This is a genomic window from Microbacterium sp. Root280D1 (assembly GCF_001428975.1).
Lineage (GTDB): Bacteria > Actinomycetota > Actinomycetes > Actinomycetales > Microbacteriaceae > Microbacterium.
The window spans coordinates 1,095,513-1,111,547 of sequence record NZ_LMJK01000001.1 but is presented as its reverse complement, the minus strand read 5'-3'; the positions used below and the strand labels follow the sequence as shown (position 1 = coordinate 1,111,547).

18 protein-coding genes are annotated in these 16,035 nt (G+C 68.2%); 2 read left to right on the top strand and 16 right to left on the bottom strand.

Translation table 11 applies throughout. The annotated features are described in order from the left end of the window. Positions 1-16: 16 nt before the first annotated feature. From tsaE to coaA, 5 genes are all read right to left on the bottom strand, one after another. The gene (gene tsaE / locus ASE34_RS05370; protein ID WP_053098946.1) at positions 17-514 is read right to left on the bottom strand and encodes a tRNA (adenosine(37)-N6)-threonylcarbamoyltransferase complex ATPase subunit type 1 TsaE; all 498 of its coding nucleotides are present in this window, start codon (positions 512-514) and stop codon (positions 17-19) included. Next, positions 511-1,617, bottom strand: coding sequence for an alanine racemase (gene alr / locus ASE34_RS05365; RefSeq protein ID WP_056277250.1), 1,107 nt, complete (start codon positions 1,615-1,617; stop codon positions 511-513). The genes tsaE and alr overlap by 4 nt, the downstream gene beginning before the upstream one ends. Then, positions 1,614-1,973, bottom strand: a complete 360-nt coding sequence (locus tag ASE34_RS05360; RefSeq protein WP_056277247.1) for a holo-ACP synthase — start codon at positions 1,971-1,973, stop codon at positions 1,614-1,616. The genes alr and ASE34_RS05360 overlap by 4 nt, the downstream gene beginning before the upstream one ends. A gap of 111 nt (positions 1,974-2,084) precedes the next feature. Next, positions 2,085-3,932, bottom strand: a complete 1,848-nt coding sequence (gene glmS, locus ASE34_RS05355; RefSeq protein WP_053098943.1) for a glutamine--fructose-6-phosphate transaminase (isomerizing) — start codon at positions 3,930-3,932, stop codon at positions 2,085-2,087. A 56-nt stretch (positions 3,933-3,988) separates the two neighbouring features. After that, positions 3,989-4,933, bottom strand: coding sequence for a type I pantothenate kinase (coaA, locus tag ASE34_RS05350; protein ID WP_056277244.1), 945 nt, complete (start codon positions 4,931-4,933; stop codon positions 3,989-3,991). Between the two features lie 36 nt (positions 4,934-4,969). Here coaA and ASE34_RS05345 point away from each other — a divergent pair, with 36 nt between their 5' ends. Beyond that, complete coding sequence (locus tag ASE34_RS05345; protein WP_053098941.1) at positions 4,970-5,914, top strand: Ppx/GppA phosphatase family protein; 945 nt, start codon at positions 4,970-4,972, stop codon at positions 5,912-5,914. Positions 5,915-5,948: 34 nt separating this feature from the next. Here ASE34_RS05345 and glmM read toward each other — a convergent pair whose 3' ends face one another. The 8 genes from glmM to ASE34_RS05305 all read right to left on the bottom strand — a co-directional run bounded on the left by glmM (position 5,949) and on the right by ASE34_RS05305 (position 13,346). Continuing rightward, a complete protein-coding gene (glmM, locus tag ASE34_RS05340; protein ID WP_053098940.1) occupies positions 5,949-7,307 on the bottom strand; it encodes a phosphoglucosamine mutase in 1,359 nt (452 codons plus the stop codon). Positions 7,308-7,321: 14 nt separating this feature from the next. Continuing rightward, a complete protein-coding gene (rpsI, locus tag ASE34_RS05335) occupies positions 7,322-7,807 on the bottom strand; it encodes a 30S ribosomal protein S9 (protein WP_042539158.1) in 486 nt (161 codons plus the stop codon). Positions 7,808-7,834: 27 nt separating this feature from the next. After that, positions 7,835-8,281 (bottom strand): 50S ribosomal protein L13, encoded by a 447-nt coding sequence (gene rplM, locus ASE34_RS05330; protein WP_045253410.1) that lies wholly within the window; start codon positions 8,279-8,281, stop codon positions 7,835-7,837. 177 nt (positions 8,282-8,458) lie between these two features. Beyond that, positions 8,459-9,127, bottom strand: a complete 669-nt coding sequence (locus ASE34_RS05325; RefSeq protein WP_056277241.1) for an endonuclease/exonuclease/phosphatase family protein — start codon at positions 9,125-9,127, stop codon at positions 8,459-8,461. Between the two features lie 19 nt (positions 9,128-9,146). After that, positions 9,147-10,424, bottom strand: a complete 1,278-nt coding sequence (locus ASE34_RS05320) for a hypothetical protein (RefSeq protein ID WP_056277239.1) — start codon at positions 10,422-10,424, stop codon at positions 9,147-9,149. Positions 10,425-10,438: 14 nt separating this feature from the next. Next, the gene (gene truA / locus ASE34_RS05315) at positions 10,439-11,287 is read right to left on the bottom strand and encodes a tRNA pseudouridine(38-40) synthase TruA (RefSeq protein ID WP_056277236.1); all 849 of its coding nucleotides are present in this window, start codon (positions 11,285-11,287) and stop codon (positions 10,439-10,441) included. Positions 11,288-11,342: 55 nt separating this feature from the next. Further along, positions 11,343-12,881 carry an APC family permease gene (locus ASE34_RS05310; RefSeq protein ID WP_053098936.1) on the bottom strand — a complete coding sequence of 513 codons (1,539 nt, stop codon included), beginning with the start codon at positions 12,879-12,881 and terminating at the stop codon, positions 11,343-11,345. A 90-nt stretch (positions 12,882-12,971) separates the two neighbouring features. After that, positions 12,972-13,346, bottom strand: a complete 375-nt coding sequence (locus ASE34_RS05305; protein ID WP_053098935.1) for a winged helix-turn-helix transcriptional regulator — start codon at positions 13,344-13,346, stop codon at positions 12,972-12,974. Positions 13,347-13,440: 94 nt separating this feature from the next. On the opposite strand from ASE34_RS05305, the gene ASE34_RS05300 reads away from it, so the two are divergent. Then, positions 13,441-14,286 carry an SDR family oxidoreductase gene (locus ASE34_RS05300; RefSeq protein ID WP_056277233.1) on the top strand — a complete coding sequence of 282 codons (846 nt, stop codon included), beginning with the start codon at positions 13,441-13,443 and terminating at the stop codon, positions 14,284-14,286. Between the two features lie 85 nt (positions 14,287-14,371). Here the strand turns inward: ASE34_RS05300 and ASE34_RS05295 are convergent, their stop codons facing one another. The 3 genes from ASE34_RS05295 to ASE34_RS05285 are packed head-to-tail and all read right to left on the bottom strand — an operon-like array spanning position 14,372 to position 15,908. After that, complete coding sequence (locus ASE34_RS05295) at positions 14,372-14,725, bottom strand: hypothetical protein (RefSeq protein WP_056277230.1); 354 nt, start codon at positions 14,723-14,725, stop codon at positions 14,372-14,374. Next, positions 14,722-15,345, bottom strand: coding sequence for an Asp23/Gls24 family envelope stress response protein (locus tag ASE34_RS05290; RefSeq protein ID WP_056277225.1), 624 nt, complete (start codon positions 15,343-15,345; stop codon positions 14,722-14,724). Before ASE34_RS05290 ends, ASE34_RS05295 begins: the two co-directional genes overlap by 4 nt. Further along, positions 15,342-15,908, bottom strand: a complete 567-nt coding sequence (locus tag ASE34_RS05285) for an RNA polymerase sigma factor (protein WP_056277222.1) — start codon at positions 15,906-15,908, stop codon at positions 15,342-15,344. The genes ASE34_RS05290 and ASE34_RS05285 overlap by 4 nt, the downstream gene beginning before the upstream one ends. Positions 15,909-16,035 lie beyond the last annotated feature (127 nt).

Here is a 16,035-nt window from a genome sequence, read left to right as displayed (position 1 = left end):
CCAGGGTAGTCGTCGTTCAGCCGGTGATCGCTGAGCGTCCGCCACGCGTGATCGACACGTGCCGCGGTGCGTCGGCGTCGAGCTCCGAGGGGTCGAGCTCGTCGTCACCGCCGACGGGACGCTCCAGCTCGATGTCCCACCAGGTCTCGGCCAGGTCCTCGGCCATCCCGCGTCCCCACTCGATCACCACGACCGATCGTGCGAGGTCGAGGTCGAGATCGTCGAGCTCTGCCCCTGAGCCGAGCCGGTAGGCGTCGACGTGCACGAGCGGCGCGCGTCCGACGAGCGAGGGGTGCGTGCGGGCGATCACGAAGGTGGGGCTCTGCACGGGGCCGCGTACGCCCAGACCCTCCGCGAGTCCGCGGGTGAACGTCGTCTTGCCTGCGCCGAGCGGGCCGGTGAGGATCAGCAGGTCGCCCGCTTCGAGCTGCTCGCCGATGCGGAAGCCGAGCTGCTCCATCGCGTCCGAGGTCTCGATCTCGCGGCGCCCCAGGAAGGACGGGTCGACGCTCATGCCGACCGCCGGGGAACACGGGCGCCGATGCGCGTCACGATCTCGTAGTCGATGGTCGATGCGGCGTTCGCCCACTCCGATGCCGAGGGCACGCCGAGCGTCGGGTCGCCGAACAGCACGACCTCGTCGCCGATCGACACCGGGGCGTCCCCGACGTCCACGACGAACTGGTCCATGGCGATGCGGCCGACGTTCGTGTATCGGCGCCCGGCGATCGATACGGGCAGGCGCCCGGATGCGTGGCGCGGCACGCCGTCGGCGTATCCCAGCGGGACGAGCACCAGCGTCGTGTCGCGGGAGGTGCGGTGGTCGTATCCGTACGACACCCCGGCGCCGGCCGGCACGCGGCGGACGGCGGCGATCGCCCCCCGCAGCGTCATGGCCGGGCGAAGCCCCAGCTCCGCAGAAGAGCGGTCGTCGAACGGCGAGAGGCCGTAGATGCCGATGCCGATGCGCACGGCGTCCAGACGCATCTCCGGCAGGTCGATCGCGGCCGCTGTCGCCGCGATGTGCCGGATCTCGGGATGGATGCCGAACGACGCCGCCGCCGTGACCGCCTCCTCGAACTTCGCGAGTGCCTCACGGTCGTCCTGGGGCGACGTGTTCGAGAGGTGGCTGAAGAGCCCGACGATGCGCAGCCGCCCGATGCGTTCGAGGCGCGCGGCTTCGGCGAGCACACGACGCCAGTCCGCCGGGGCGATGCCGTTGCGCGACAGCCCGGTCTCGAACTTGAGGTGCACGCCGACCGGGCGGTCGACCGAGGCGACCGCTCCCGCCGCTTCGAGCTGGTCGAACGACGAGATTCCCACCTCGATGTCGTGCGCCGCAGCCTGGTCGAAACGCTCGCCCGGCGCGTGCAGCCAGGCGACGATCGGAGCGGTGATGCCCTGACGACGAAGTTCGAGCGCCTCAGGGATCTCGGCGACCCCCAGACGAGTGGCACCCCCGGCGAGGGCGGCGACGGCAGTCGCGGCAGCCCCGTGGCCGTAGGCGTTCGCCTTCACGACGGCGATGACCTGCACGCCGGTGAGTCTGCGGAAATGGCGGACGTTGTCGCTGATGGCATCCAGCTCGATGCGGGCTTCGCGGAACGGAACGGTCACAGCGGCTCTCCTTCGGCGACCACGAACGCTGCGGCGAGCCCCGCGTCATGGGTGAGGGTCAGGTGCAGTCGGGTGATCCCGCGCTCTGCGACGACGTCGGCGGTGGAACCGGAGAGCACGAAATGCGGGCGGCCGGATGCCTCGGAGGCGATCTCGATCTCGATCCAGTGCACGCCGTCAGAGCCGCCGAGCGTCTTGATCAGGGCTTCCTTCGCGGCATAGCGCGCGGCGAGCGACGGCAGTCTGAGACCCCGCTCCCCCGGCGCGAACAGCCGCTCCAGAAGCCGCGGCGTGCGCTCCATCGTCCGCTCGAACCGCGGGATGTCCACGAGGTCGATGCCGGTCCCGATGATCACCAGTTCAGCCTAGTCGCGGCATCCCGAATCGGTCGGCCCAGCCTCTGCACGCCGCCCGTGCCCCGGATGGGTGACGTGTCTCGACGAGCCGCCTCCCGAGGCCGACGACGCTTACTCGACGGTGACGGACTTGGCGAGGTTGCGCGGCTGGTCGACGTCGAGCCCCTTGGCCGTGGCGAGCGCCATCGCGAAGATCTGCAGCGGGACGACAGCGAGCAGCGGCTCGAACATCGCGCCGGCGAGCGGGATGCGGATGACCTCGTCGGCGAACGGCAGCACGGCCGCATCGCCCTCTTCCGCCACCACGATCACCCGAGCTCCGCGAGCGCGGATCTCCTGGATGTTCGAGACGACCTTGGAGTGGACCACAGCCGAGTGCCGAGGCGACGGCACTAGCACGAAGACGGGCTGTCCGGGCTCGATCAGTGCGATCGGGCCGTGCTTCAGCTCGCCGGCGGCGAAGCCCTCCGCGTGGATGTACGAGATCTCCTTGAGCTTCAACGCGCCTTCGAGTGCGATCGGGAAGCCCACGTGACGACCGAGGAACAGCACCGAACGGGTGTCGGCCATCCAGCTCGCGAGCTGGGTGACATGCTCCTGCTCGCTCTCGAGGACCTTGGCGATCTTCTCGGGAAGGGCGGTGAGCTCGGCGACGTCGACCGACGCATCCTGGACGGAGCCGCGCACGCGCCCCACGTGCAGGCCGAGCAGCAGCAGAGCGGTGATCTGCGCCGAGAAGGCTTTCGTCGACGCCACTGCGACCTCGGGCCCGGCGTGGGTGTAGACCACCGCATCGGACTCGCGAGGGATCGTCGCACCCTGCGTGTTGCAGATGGAGAGGGTGCGCGCGCCGCGCTCCCTCGCGTACTTGACGGCCATCAACGTGTCCATCGTCTCACCGGACTGGCTGATCGAGATCACGAGGGTGTCGTCGCCGATCACCGGGTCGCGGTAGCGGAACTCATGCGCCAGCTCGACGTCGACGGGGACCCGCGCCCACTGCTCGATCGCGTACTTGCCGACGAGCGCCGAGTACGCGGCCGTACCGCAGGCGGTGATGATGATGCGGTTGATGCCGAGGAACAGGTCGTCGAGCCCGTCGAGCTCGGGGATCACGACCTGGTCGCCCTGGATGCGGCCACGGATCGTGTTAGCGACCGCCTCGGGCTGCTCGGCGACCTCCTTGGCCATGAAGCTCGACCAGCCGCCCTTCTCGGCGGCGGCGGCGTCCCACGAGACGTCGAACGGCTCGGCCTCGACAGGCGTGCCGGCGAAGTCGGTGACGGTGACGGCGTCCGGGGTGATCGAGACGATCTGGTCCTGGCCGATGGCCAGTGCCTTGCGGGTGTGCTCGATGAACGCGGCGACGTCGGAGCCGAGGAAGTTCTCACCCTCGCCGAGGCCGATCACCAGGGGCGAGTTGCGGCGAGCACCCACGACCAGGCCCGGGTGGTCCTGATGCATCGCGAGCAGGGTGAAAGCGCCCTCGAGGCGGTTGACGACGGCGCGGAACGCGCCCTGCAGGTCTCCACCGTTGTTGCGGTACTCGCGGCCGAGCAGCGCGGCAGCGACCTCGGTGTCGGTCTCGCTGCGGAAGCTGACGCCATCGGCGAGCAGCTCGTCGCGGAGCGAGGCGAAGTTCTCGATGATGCCGTTGTGGATCACGGCGAGCTTGTCGTCATCGGCGAGATGCGGGTGCGCATTCTCGTCGGTGGGCCCACCGTGGGTGGCCCAGCGGGTGTGCCCGATGCCCGTGTTGCCGTCCGACAGCTCGGCATCCTTCAGCGAATCGCGCAGCATGGCGAGCTTTCCCGCCTTCTTGCGCATCCCGAGGGAACCGTCGCCGTCGATGACGGCGACACCCGCGGAGTCATACCCGCGGTACTCGAGACGGGCGAGGCCTGCGAGCAGGATGTCCTGGCTGGGCCGCGGGCCCACGTATCCGACGATTCCACACATGTCGTCAAGAGTAAGGCGGGCTTTTTGCGAAGGTTCCGAACGAAATAGCCGACCGGTCAGAGCTTCCGCAGGAGCACGCTCTCGACGCTGTGGTCGACGCCCTTGTTGAGCACGAGACGCGCGCGATGCTTGGTCGGCATCACGTTCTCGACCAGGTTCGGCATGTTGATCTCGTTCCAATAGCCGAGAGCCGTCGTGATCGCCTCGTCATCGGTCAAGTGGGCGAAGACGTTGAAGTAGGACGAGGGATTCGAGAACGCGCCCTGGCGCAGTGCGAGGAACCGATCGACGTACCACTTCTCGATGTGCGAGGTGTCGGCGTCGACGAAGATCGAGAAGTCGAAGAGGTCGCTGACGGCCACGTCATTGGGGGCGGGCGGCGGCTGGAGGACGTTCAGGCCCTCGACGATCACGACGTCGGGGCGACGGACGACCACATGGGCGTCGGGGACGATGTCGTAGCGCATGTGCGAGTAGAACGGCGCCCGCACCTCTGCCGCACCGCTCTTCACCTCGGTGAGGAACTCGAGCAGCGCCCTCCGGTCGTAGGACTCCGGAAAACCCTTGCGCTCCATCAGGCCCCTGCGCTCGAGCTCGGCATTCGAATGCAGGAACCCGTCCGTCGTCACGAGCTCGACGCGAGGGGTGCCCGGCCAGCGGCTCATCAGCTCGCGCAGCAGACGGGCGATCGTCGACTTGCCGACGGCGACCGAGCCGGCGACTCCGACCACGAACGGGGTCGTGGAATCGTCCTCCTGAAGGAACGAGCTGGTCGCGGCGCCCAGCCGCTTGGTGGCCGTCGCGTAGAGGCTCAGCAGTCGACTGAGCGGCAGATAGACCTCGCGCACCTCGGCAAGGTCGAGCCGGTCGCCGATGCCCCGGAGTTCGACGACCTCGGTCTCGGTGAGCGGCTGGTCGAGTCCCGCCGCCAATCGCGCCCATTCATCGCGCCCGATCTCGCGATACGGAGACAGCGGCAGCGTGGGGTCGGCGGTGGTCACGGATACATCGTAACGGCGCACGAGTAGTCTCTATCCGTGCGCCTGGGAGTACTCGACATCGGTTCCAACACCGTCCACATGCTCGCCGCCGACGTCCGCCCCGGCGGCAGGCCGCTGGCGACCACCAGCGACCGCACCGTCCTGCGCCTGATGCGCTACCTCACGGATGACGGATCAATCTCGGAAGAGGGGGTGCGCGCACTCGAAGCGGCCGTGGCCCAGGCGCGCGCGGTCGCGGAAGCCGAGCGGGTCGATGAGCTGCTCGCCACCGCGACGAGTGCGGTGCGCGACGCCCGGAACGGCGCCGACGTGATCGCCCGCATCGAAGCCGCCCTCGGCCAGCCTCTGCAGGTGCTCGATGGAGAGACCGAGGCCGAACTCACCTTCCTCGCCGTTCGGCGCTGGTTCGGCTGGTCGGCAGGCCAGCTCCTTCTCCTCGACATCGGCGGCGGATCGCTCGAGGTCGCGGCGGGCGGCGACGAGCTTCCCGACGCCGCGGCATCCGTCCCACTCGGAGCCGGTCGGATGACCGTGCAGTTCCTTCCGCAGGACCCGCCGGGCGAAGACGACGTCGAGCGGCTTCGCGAGCACGCGAGCGCCACCCTTGCCGAGGTGCTTCCCCGATTCACCGCGCTCCCGCGGCCCGATCACGTCGTCGGCTCCTCGAAGGCGATCCGATCTCTGGCTCGACTGGCCGGCTATCCGGTTCCCGGATGGTCGGGGATCCAGCGCATGGTGCTGCCGCGAGCAGCGCTGGGATCGTGGATCCCTCGACTCGCTCGCCTGCCCGCATCCGCGCGGCAGGAGCTGCCCGGGATCACGGCGGATCGCACGTTCCAGATCGTCGCCGCCGCCGTATCGCTGCACACGGCAATGACGGCGCTCGACGTCGACGAGCTCGAAGTATCGCCGTGGGCGCTGCGCGAGGGCGTGCTGCTGAGATACATCGAGCAGTTGAACTGGAGCGCGCCGCGCGACTGACCAGGGGTCGGTGCCGCACGGCGCGCTCGACGGTTCAGAGGGAGAGGCGCTCCCGCACCACATCGACGAGGCGGTCCGCGTACGACTGCGCGGATTCCGCATCCGGTGCCTCGACCATGACTCGGACGAGCGCCTCGGTGCCCGACTTGCGCAGGAGCACCCGGCCCGTCTCGCCGAGTTCGGCTGCGACCTCGCGAACGGCCTGCTGCACGACGGCATCGGACTCGAGCGCGTCCTTGTCGACGTCGCGGACGTTGATCAGCACCTGCGGGTAGACGGTCATCACGCTCGCGAGCTCGGCGATCGTCTTGTTCTGGCGCGCCATCTCGGCGACGAGGTGGAGCCCTGTGAGCAGACCGTCACCGGTGGTCGCGAACTCGCTCATGATGACGTGTCCGGACTGCTCTCCGCCCAGGGCGTAGCCGCCCCGGTTCATGTCCTCGAGGACGTAGCGGTCGCCCACCGCGGTCTGTCGAACCGTGATCCCCTGCTCGCGCATGGCGATGTGCAGACCGAGATTGCTCATCACGGTGGCGACGAGGGTGTCGTCGGTGAGGTGACCGCGTTCCTTCATCGCGACCGCGAGGATCGCCATGATCTGATCACCGTCGATGACGTTGCCCTGAGCGTCGACAGCCAGGCATCGATCGGCATCGCCGTCATGCGCGATCCCGATGTCGGCACCGAGACGGACGACAGCCTCGGCGAGCTGGTCGAGGTGCGTCGAACCGACGCCGTCGTTGATGTTCCAGCCGTCCGGATCGGCACCGATCACGGTGACATCGGCCCCGGCATCGCGGAAGGTCTCCGGCGAGACGCCGGATGCGGCGCCGTGGGCGCAGTCGAGCACGACCTTGATGCCGTTGAGTCGGTTCGGCAGCGAGCCGAGCAGGTGGACGACGTAGCGGTCTTCGGCGTCGGAGAATCGGATGATCCTGCCCACGCCGGCACCGGTCGGACGCAGCTTCTCGCCGGCCATGGCCTCTTCGATCCGCTGCTCGACGACATCGGGCAGCTTCACGCCGCCGCGGGCGAAGATCTTGATCCCGTTGTCGGGTGCCGCGTTGTGCGAGGCCGAGATCATCACACCGAAGTCGGCGTCGCGGTCGGCGACGAGGAACGCGAGAGCCGGCGTCGGGATCACTCCGGCCTCGAGCACGTCGACGCCGGAGGATGCGAGTCCTGCGGAGACGGCAGCGGTCAGGAAGTGACCGGAGACCCGGGGGTCGCGGGCCACGACTGCAGTGAGTCGCTTGCCTTCGGCTTTACGAGCCTCAGCAGTACGGCCCTGGCCCAGGACGACAGCAGTCGCCTGGGCCAGGGTGAGCGCGAGGTCGGCGGTGAGGATGCCATTGGCAAGCCCTCGCACGCCGTCCGTGCCAAAGATCGGCATCGGAGCGGTGGACCTTAACGCTTCGAGTACTGAGGCGCCTTGCGGGCCTTCTTGAGTCCAGCCTTCTTGCGCTCCTTGACGCGAGCGTCGCGCGACAGGAAGCCGGCCTTCTTCAGGGTCGGACGGTTGTTCTCCTCGTCGATGCCGTTGAGCGAACGAGCGATGCCGAGACGCAGTGCACCGGCCTGGCCCGAGGGGCCACCGCCCGAGATGCGCGCGATGACGTCGTAGCCGCCGGCGAGGTTGAGGATGGTGAACGGGTCGTTGATCAGCTGCTGGTGCAGCTTGTTCGGGAAGTAGTCCTCGAGCGTGCGGCCGTTGACCGTGATCGTTCCCGAGCCGGGGACGAGACGCACGCGGGCGATGGCCTGCTTGCGACGGCCGACAGCGGCACCCGGGACGCTCAGCACGGGGCGGGGAGCCGCCTCGACTGCGTCGGTCTCGGGAGTCGACGTCGAGAAGTTCTGGGGGTTTTCGGTGGTGTCCTGGATGTCAGCCACGAGTATGTCCTTAAGTCTTTACGGCGCTTACTGGGCGACCTGGTCGAGGGTGTACGTCTTCGGCTGCTGAGCGGCGTGCGGGTGCTCTCCACCGACGTAGACCTTGAGCTTCGACAGCTGCTGACGGCCGATGCTGTTCTTGGGAAGCATGCCACGGATGGCCTTCTCGACAGCACGGACCGGGTTCTTCTCCATGAGCTCGGCGTAGGTGACCGACTTCAGGCCGCCCGGGTAACCCGAGTGGCGGTAGGCCAGCTTCTTCTGGAGCTTCTGACCGGTGAGCGCGACCTTGTCGGCGTTCACGATGATGACGAAGTCACCCGAGTCGATGTGGTTGGCGAAGGTGGGCTTGTGCTTGCCACGCAGGAGCGTAGCGGCGTGCGAGGCCAGACGGCCGAGAACGACGTCAGTGGCGTCGATGACGACCCAGTCACGCTGGACCTCGCCGGCCTTAGGGGTGTAAGTGCGCGTCACGATAGTGCTGCTTTCTTGTTCGAACGGAGAAGTTCGTGAATCCCACTCCGGGGTGGTTCTTCCCTACAGGGAGGAACACGCCAGTGGAGGGCTCACGTTCGTGGCACTCGGCAGTCGAGTACCAAAGTGACAGCTTACGTCATTCCGAGCGTTCTCCCAAACCGGGCCGGTCGGCGGTCAGTCGAAGCGGGTGGTCACCAGGATCGGACGGTGGTCGCTCATCCCCTGCGGGAGCGTGGTGACCCGCTGGATCTCGAAGCCGACAGAGGTGGCGAAGTCGTAGTGGCCGCGGAACACGCGGTACCGGGTGTAGGTGTGATCGTCGCTCAGTGTCAGCGCGTATCCGTGTTCGCGGATCGTCTGACCGAGGTTCTCCTTGAACACGGGGTAGTTGTAGTCGCCGACCATCAGCTGCGGCAGTCCCTCGCCGAGCGTCGCCAGCTCGGTGAGCGCCGCCCGGATCTGATGCCGCCGCAGGGAGTTCAGGGCCGTGAGCGGCGCCGCATGGAACGACGCGGCGATGAACTCGCGCCCCGCGTCGATGTCCCGCAGCCGTGCGCCCAGGACCCGCTCGTGCGCGGGCTTGGCGATGCGGTCGTGCAGCGACTTCTTCAGCTCGATCGTGCGGATGCCCTGCAGGTGGAACTCGCTCGCGCGATAGAACATCGCGAGTCCCAGCCGGTTGCCCTGTGTCGCATCTGCGAGGGTGAGGTCTCCGATGGTCTCCGGCAGGTCCGCGACATCGCACTCCTGCAGGCACAGGATGTCAGGATCGTGCGTCGAGACCAGCGCCGCGAGCTCTCCTGCGGCGCGGTGCTTCTGCAAGTTGTACGAGATGACCTTCATCGCACTTCACGGTAGTGCGTCAGTCTTGGATTCCGGTGGCAATCGCCCGCCCTCGCGTCGTCGCGTCGCCGCGGCGTCCGACGTCGCCGGGGAACAGTGCATCCCGCGCGAGCTGGCGCTCTCTGCGACGTCGGCGCGAATCCGCCCAGCCGATGACGAAGCCCGAGGCGATCAGCACGACGGCGGCGACGAGGGGCCACCGTGCGTCCAACGCCGTCCAGTCCGCCCAGATCGCGCCGGTGCCCACGATGAGAGCACCCGCCCCGACCACGGACAGACCGATCTGCAGCCGGACCATCGACCGATTGCCCGCGAGCAGGGACTCGACCAGGCTCGTGTCGACGCGACGCGGCACGCCGTCCGAGACCCACCGCACCAGCGCGCGCTCGCGCGAGAACTGCAGGACGACTCCCCCGAGCCAGGCGACGATGCCGAGGGCGGCGCACATCGCGATCGCTGCGCCGCTGGTCAGGCTCAGCACATCGATGCCGTTCTCGATGGGCTCGTCCCAGTAGACCGGGTCGCAGGTGCGGCACTGCTGTCGCATGAACACCGACAGCATGAAGGCCGCGAGCGAGAGGAGCGTCGCCGTCAGCAGGATCTTCGCGATCCGGCCGACCGTCCGCGCGCTCGGCACCGCGAGCCAGCGGGGCACGACGGTGCGCATCGCCGCGTCCCTGCGGTCGGCGTCGCGCCTTTCCGCGAGCGGCACCAGCCGCTTCCACCGGCTCCACTGCGTGCTCATCCGCGGCCCAACGCGCTCGACGGCTCGTCGCCCGAGTCGTCGCACCGCCGCGGCGCCGGCGGCCAGCACGGCGATGACGAGGAGCGCGACCCAGCTCACCGCATCCTCACGGAGATCTTCCGTGAAGAGCACCCCCAGCGCCAAGAGGGCGCCGAGTCCCACCACGCACCAGAACATCACCGTGCCGGTCTTCTGCAGGAGTGCGGCCGGTGACGCCTGCAGCGTCTGGCGCAGGGAGTGCTGCGGCACGGCATCCGGGTTCTCGAGCGCAGCGGCTTCGACGGCGCGCAGTGCCGCGAAGCGTTCGGCGACCACGACGACGGGGACGAGGGCTGCCAGCAGCGCAGCCGCGAGCAGGAAGACGCCCATGCTCGCTCGGAACAGAGGGTCGAGGTCGATCTGCCAGTACAGGGACGACAGCGCCTCCTCCCCCACGATGCCGACCACGATGATGCCGACGAACGTGTAGAGCGTGCCGACGATCAGCCCGATGCAGGTGTCGACCAGCGCTCGCCAGAACGCCCAGCCCGGGGAGGTGACTTCGACGAACATCGCAGCCCGCCGACTCATGCGCTCGTGCCGTCACGACGGGCGCGCGTCTGCTCCGCCCTGGTCGACAGCAGATCGTCGGCGGGATAGCCGACCTCGGTGAGCGTGAGTCCCCGCGCCGCCAGGACCTTGAACTCGCTGGTGCGGGTGAGCGCGTCGCGCAGCACGACCAGATCGTCGATGTCGAGACGCCCTTCCCCCACGGCGACACACGCGCCCACGAGGGCCCGCACCATGCTGTGGCAGAACGCGTCGGCCTTCACCTCGGCGACCAGCACACCCTCGGCGTCCCTCGACCAGCGGTAGTCGAGGAGCGTCCGGATCGTCGTGGCCTCCTCGCGAGGTTTGCAGTAGGCCGCGAAATCGTGGAGTCCGATGAGCGTCCGCGCCGCGGCATCCATCGCCTGGTCGTTGAGAACGCCGCGGTGCGCGGTCGTGTCGTGGCGCCGAAGAGGGTCGTACCCCGCCGTCGAGTCGGCGAGACGGTAGCGGTAACGCCGCCAGACCGCAGAGAATCGGGCGTCGAATCCAGCGGGAGCGATGGACGAGCGCGTGACGGTCGCATCGGGGTAGGCGCCCAGCACTCCCCTCATCCGTCGCGCGATCGACGCCGCAGGGTCCTGCGGCGCACGACCCTGACGCGACTCGATGCGGGCCCACTGCTCCTCGTCGAGGTCGACGTGCGCGACCTGACCCAGGGCGTGGACCCCGGCATCCGTCCGTCCTGCGACGACGAACTGCACCTCGGAGCCGACGATGCGAGCAAGCGCGGCCTCGAGAGTCCCCTGCACTGTGCGCAGGGTGGGCTGCTTGGCCCACCCGCGGAAGTGGGTGCCGTCGTAGGCGATGTCGAGCCGGATGCGCACGGATAAAGCCTAGGGCGTACCCGCGCGCGATCCGGCTCGGACAGGATGCCGCAGCTCAGATGCCGCCGTCGATCGAGCGGATCAGGCCCGGCTCGTCGGGCACCATCACCTGGGTGTCGCGGTTGAGGCTCTCGCCGCGGAAGAACCTCTTCGACCGCGGGAACAGGTACCAGACGAACATGAGCACGAGGCCGAACGCGAGCGCTCCGATGCCGATCACGAAGGTGCCGCCGATGCCGAAGAGCACCGTGTAGCCGTAGTCCACGTCCCACATGTCGATCGCCGACTGCACGAAGGCCCAGGTGAGCATGGCCGCGCCGAGCACCGGGAACAGCCCCTTGAAGAGGAAGTCGCGCGCCGAGCGGGTGAGGTCCTTGCGGAAGTACCAGGCGCAGGCGAACCCGGTGATGGCGTAGTAGAACGCGATCGCCAGACCGAGCGACAGGATCGAGTCCTGGAGGATGTCGTCGCTGATCAGGGTCATGCCGATGTAGTACGCGATGGCCACGACCCCCATGACGATGGTCGAGAAGGACGGAGTCTTGTAGGTCGGGTGCACGTCCTTGAACTTCGCCGGCAGAGCGCGGTACACGCCCATCGCGAGGGTGCCGCGGGCGGTGGGGAGGATCGTGGTCTGCGTCGACGAGATGGCCGAGAGCACGACGGCGACCACGAGCACCCAGCCGAACGGGCCGAGCAGGCCGTCCTTGATCGCCAGGAAGAAGTCGTCGGCGTTGGCCTCGTTGCCGAGCCCGGTGCCCTCCGACCCGAGACCGGCGTACATCATCGCGGCGATCGTGACGCCGACGTAGGTGACGAGGAGGATGACGGTCGTCAGCAGCGCCGCGCGACCGGGGATCTTCTTGGGATCCTTCGTCTCCTCGTTGAGCGCGAGGCACGTGTCCCAGCCCCAGTAGATGAAGAGAGCGAGCAGGATCGACTCGGTGAATCCGGGCCAGCTGGTGAACGCGAACGGGTTCAGCCATTCCATCTCGAACGGCGTCGGGTTCGGGGCGGTACCCGCGAAGAACTGCCAGAGAGCGGCGACGACGAAGATCGCCAGGGCGAGGTACTGGATGCCCAGCAGAACGTTCTGGATGCGCTCACCGATCTCGACGCCGCGCCAGCTGACCCAGGTCATCGCGGCGATGAACAGCACAGCGACGAGGACGATCCGCCAGTCGTTGTTCTCGAGATCGAACCCGATCAGGGACCAGAAGTAGACCGATGCGATCTGGGCGAGGTTGGCGAGCACCACCATGCCGGCGACTGCGACACCCCAGCCGCCCATCCAGCCGACCCAGGGACCGAACGCCTTCGTCCCCCACGTGAACGTGGTGCCGCAGTCGGGGACGGCGTTGTTCAGCTCACGGTAGGCGAAGGCGATCAGCAGCATCGGCACGAACGCGATGATGAACGCGATCGGTGCCTGAGCTCCGACTGCCAGCACCACATAGCCGAGCGTCGCGACGAGTGAGTAGACGGGGGCCGTCGAGGCCAGGCCGATGACGGTCGAGCCCCACAGACCGAGGGTGCCGGCGGCCAGGCCCTTGCCGTCGGGGCGTTCGAGATGGATCGGCGTCGTAGCTGACATGCTCAGAACATACGGGTACCGCGTATATCGCGTCAATCCTTTTCTTATACCGACGGATTCCGTGGGCGTCTGCGCAACTGAGCGACGGAATCAGTCGAGTGAGTCACGCACGATCATTCCGTCGGCGTGGTCGGCGACCCACTCGACGAGCGGCAGCATCCGCCCCATGAGATCCCGCCCGAGAGGAGTCAGGCTGTACTCGACGTGCGGAGGCACCGTCGGGAAGGACTCCCGACGCACCAGCCCGTCGTCGGCGAGGGTTCGCAGGGTCGAGGCGAGCATCTTCTCGCTGATGCCGCCGACCTCGCGGCGCAGTTCGCCCCAGCGATGGGTGCCGTCGGAGAGGGACGAGAGCACGAGCACGCCCCACTTGCTCATCACGTGGTCGAGGATGACGCGGGTGCTGCATCCCGGCTCGAAGATCTGCGGAGTCGACTCACGGATCTGTGCATAACTAACCGTCATGTAGGTACCTTACTTCAAAGTGGGTACACGCAGTATGGAATGTTCCGACACGGTGGCCAGGTTATCGCCTCTGTCACCTACGAAAGGACACCCCATGACCATCCTCGTCACCGGTGCGACCGGCAACCTCGGACGCCTCGTCATCGCCAGCCTCCTCGAGCGCGGCGCCGACCCGCAGTCGATCATCGCCGGCGCCCGCGATGTCGCGAAGGCCGAGGATCTCGGCGTGCGGGTCGCGCGGCTCGACTACACCGACCCCTCCTCCGTCACCTCCGCCCTCGAGGGCGTGGACAGCGTCCTGCTGATCTCGGGTTCCGAGGTCGGGCAGCGCGTCGCGCAGCACCAGGCGGTCATCGACGCCGCCCGGTCCGCCGGTGTCACGAAGTTCGTCTACACCAGCGCTCCGAAGGCCACGACGAGCGATCTCGTGCTCGCCCCCGAACACAAGGCCACCGAGGAGCTCATCACGGCGTCCGGTCTCCCGGCAGTCATCCTGCGCAACAACTGGTACACCGAGAACTACGCCGCTGACCTCGCCCGTGCAGCCGAGACCGGAGTGCTCGCCTCCGGAGCCGGCGACGGCCGCGTCGCGTCGGCCAGCCGCAAGGACTTCGCCGAGGCCGCAGCCGTCGTGCTGCTCGAAGACGGTCACATCGGGCAGGTGTATGAACTCGGCGGCGACGTCGCGTGGGACTACACCCAGCTCGCAGCCGCGATCGCGGAGGTCTCCGGCCGCGACGTGACCTATCAGCCGCTCACGGCCGACGAGCAGCTCGCCGGACTCCAGGCGGCCGGTCTCGACGAGGGCACGGCGGGCTTCGTCGTCGCTCTGGATGCCGGCATCGCGTCGGGCGCGCTCTCCGAGTCGGACGGCACGCTCGCGCGCCTCATCGGCCGTCCCACGACGCCTCTCGTCGAGGGCCTGCGCGCCATCGCCTGATCCGCCGTTCGGCATCAGGCCGGCCGCCCCACCAGGAGGCGCCGATCCTCACCCAGGACCGGCGCCTCAGCGCGCTCACGCGGACTCAGTCCGACGATGCCTCCCGAGGATGGACATACGCGATCGTGAGCACGATCTCGACGGGCCCCAGCCCGTCCTCCGCCAGGACCTTCCCCAAGGCCGCGCGGACGTCCTGCAGCAGCTCGACGGCACTCGCCGAGTACTCGATGCCGAGCGATGCCTCGACCACGACGCCCTCGTCGGCGACGCGAACCGCCACGAGCGGCTCGTCGACCCGGCTGATGCCGATCGCGACCGCACCTTCTCCGACGAGATTCGACACCAGTGAGCCCGCCCGGTAGACGCTGCGCACACCCGGAGTGGCCAGCACGGCCGCCTCGAACCTCTCAGCGAGTCCCGTGGGATCGGTAACGCTCATGGTGTCTCCTCCGCCGCGCTGCTGATTCTCTGGATGTCCCGCACGGTGACGTCGATCGCGGTCACCGTGAGGGGCGTCTGCCGCCGCAGACGCTCGGCGACCTCTTCGCGGAGCCGGTCCACCGCCTGCGGGATCGACTCGCCGTAGACGGCGTTGACCTCGATCGCGATGCGGATCGGCTCGCCCACGGCGCTGACGTCGCCGTCGAGTGTCGACCGCCCGACCAGAATGCCGGGCACAGCGTTCTCCGCCGAGCGGATGAGGCCCCGGACGGCACCCTCGGTGATTCCGAAGTCGACCGCGGGGTCGGTCTCTGCGAACGGGATCCGACGCCCGGCGCGGGCGTCCAGGGCGATGCCCGAGAGGATGCGATCGACCCAGCTGTCATCGACCTCGGGCATGGCGGCGGCATCGGCGTCGATCAGCTGACCGCCGAGGCCGTGCAGCCGCTCGAGTGCGTCGAGAGCGAGCTGGCATCCCGGCGAGCCCTCGATCGACGGGTCGAGGGGAACCCTCCCTGCTTCGAGATAGTCGCTCAGCTCTTCGAGCGTGTGCCCGTCGAGATCGCCCGGTTCGAGACCGAGCTGACGGACGTCGGGGGTCGCCTGATCATCGCTCATCGCCAGGCCTCCATTCGCACGATCATGAATTTGCGGGCTCTGGCGAGAAGGCCACGCGCCGTCGACACCGATATGTCGAGCTCGGCGGCGATCTCGTCGTACGAGTACCCGCCCATCTCCCTGAGCACCCAGCACTCCCGCTGGGCGGCCGGCAGCTCCTGCAACGCCGCCCCCAGCGCCTCGATCCCCGCGCGGGCCTCGACGACGCGCGCCGGAGCACCCTGCGGCGGCGCGGCCTGCTCCACGTCGTCGACGTCGATCATCGGTCGCAGTGCGCGGATGCGATCCACCGCCTTGCGGCTCACGATGCGCATCAGCCAGCTCTTGACCTTCGCGGGGTCGTCCAGTTCGGAGAACCGCTGCCACGCGGTCACGAACGTCTCCTGGACGATGTCGTCGACATCGGCCGAGGCGTTCAGCATCCGCTGCGTGTACGCGCGCATCATCGGCGTGTACCTGCGCACCAGCACCGCGAATGCGGCGACGTCCCCATCCATCGCCCGACCGGCGACGATCCGGTCGTCGGCCTGCTCGAGTGCAGAGCGAAAGCGTTCCCCAGCCATGCGTCGACTCCCTTTTCCATTCCCCCGAATAGATTCGGAGCGGACCCGTGATCGGATCGGATCATCGACCCGATCACGAGGTCACGAGGTCACGAGATGCTGATCCGATCACTCGTTCGCATCTCGA